Origin of the sequence: Curtobacterium sp. MCBA15_013 (assembly GCF_001865095.1) — a bacterium.
Lineage (GTDB): Bacteria > Actinomycetota > Actinomycetes > Actinomycetales > Microbacteriaceae > Curtobacterium.
This window is the reverse complement of sequence record NZ_MJGQ01000062.1, coordinates 872-1,949: the sequence shown is the minus strand read 5'-3', so window position 1 is coordinate 1,949 and position 1,078 is coordinate 872. Positions and strand designations below refer to the sequence as shown.

2 protein-coding genes are annotated in these 1,078 nt (G+C 71.8%); both read left to right on the top strand.

Annotated features, from left to right (window positions below; all coding sequences use genetic code 11):
* A partial coding sequence (locus tag BIV01_RS16965; protein WP_254791873.1) for a YceI family protein occupies positions 1 to 768 on the top strand: 768 nt, incomplete at its 5' end.
* Positions 768 to 1,078 (top strand): sigma-70 family RNA polymerase sigma factor (locus BIV01_RS16960; RefSeq protein ID WP_139199526.1); only part of this gene is annotated, 311 nt, incomplete at its 3' end. The genes BIV01_RS16965 and BIV01_RS16960, both read left to right, overlap by 1 nt.

Sequence of the window (1,078 nt, the reverse complement as noted above, 5' to 3'; positions counted from 1 at the left end):
CCGGTGGACGATCCGCCGCTCGTGCCGAACGCCGGTGAACGATCCGGCCCGCTGTCTCGTCGTCAGGGCATGGGACTCCGCACACGAACCAAGGTCATCATCGGCATCGCCTCCGGCGTCGTGGTCGTCGGCGCGGCCGCAGCCATCGCCGGACCGGTCATCTACGCGAACACCGTGAACGGGCAGGCCGCCGCGGCCCCCTCCGTCAGCGCCGCGCCGTCCGGCGGCTCCGGCACCCTCACCGCCGCCGAGGCCGACGGCAGCTGGACCAGCACCGGCGACTCGTTCGCGGGCTACCGCGTGCACGAGAAGCTCCAGGGGCAGGATGTGAACGTGGTCGGACGCACGAAGGACGTCGAGGGCAGCGCCGAGGTCAGCGGCGGCTCCCTCACGAAGGCGACGGTCACGGTCGAGGTCGCCAAGATCAGCACGCCCGAGTCCGCCCGTGACGCCTACTTCCGTGACACCGCGCTCCAGACGGACCAGCACCCCACGGCGACGTTCACGCTGACGAAGCCCGTCGACGTGTCCGGGGCGCTCGACGGCTCGACGCAGGACGTCACGCTCACCGGCACGATGGACCTGCACGGCGTCGAGCAGCCCGTCACCGCCGACGCCCAGGTCGCCGTCGCGAAGGACGGCACCGTGCAGGTCGCCGGCAGCATCCCGATCACCTTCGAGGACTACGGCGTCGAAGCACCGTCCCTCGGCTTCGTCACGGTGGATCCGAAGGGGTCCGTCGAGTTCTCCCTCGACCTGGCGAAGTGATGGCCACGGGCAGGGGAGCGGACGAGCTGCTCGCGACGCTCTACCGGGAGCACGGCGACGCACTCACCCGGTACGTCCGGCACCTGACGCGGGACGGCCACACGGTCGAGGACGTCGTGCAGGAGACGATGGTCCGCGCGTGGCAGCGGCCGGCCGTGCTCGAACGCGCTCCGGACAGCGCTCGAGCGTGGCTCTTCACCGTCGCCCGGAACCTCGTCGTCGACGATGCCCGGTCCGCGCGGAACCGCCGTGAGCACGGCACCGAGTCCCCCGTCGACCGGGTCGAGGCGGACCGCACCGACGCCGTCCT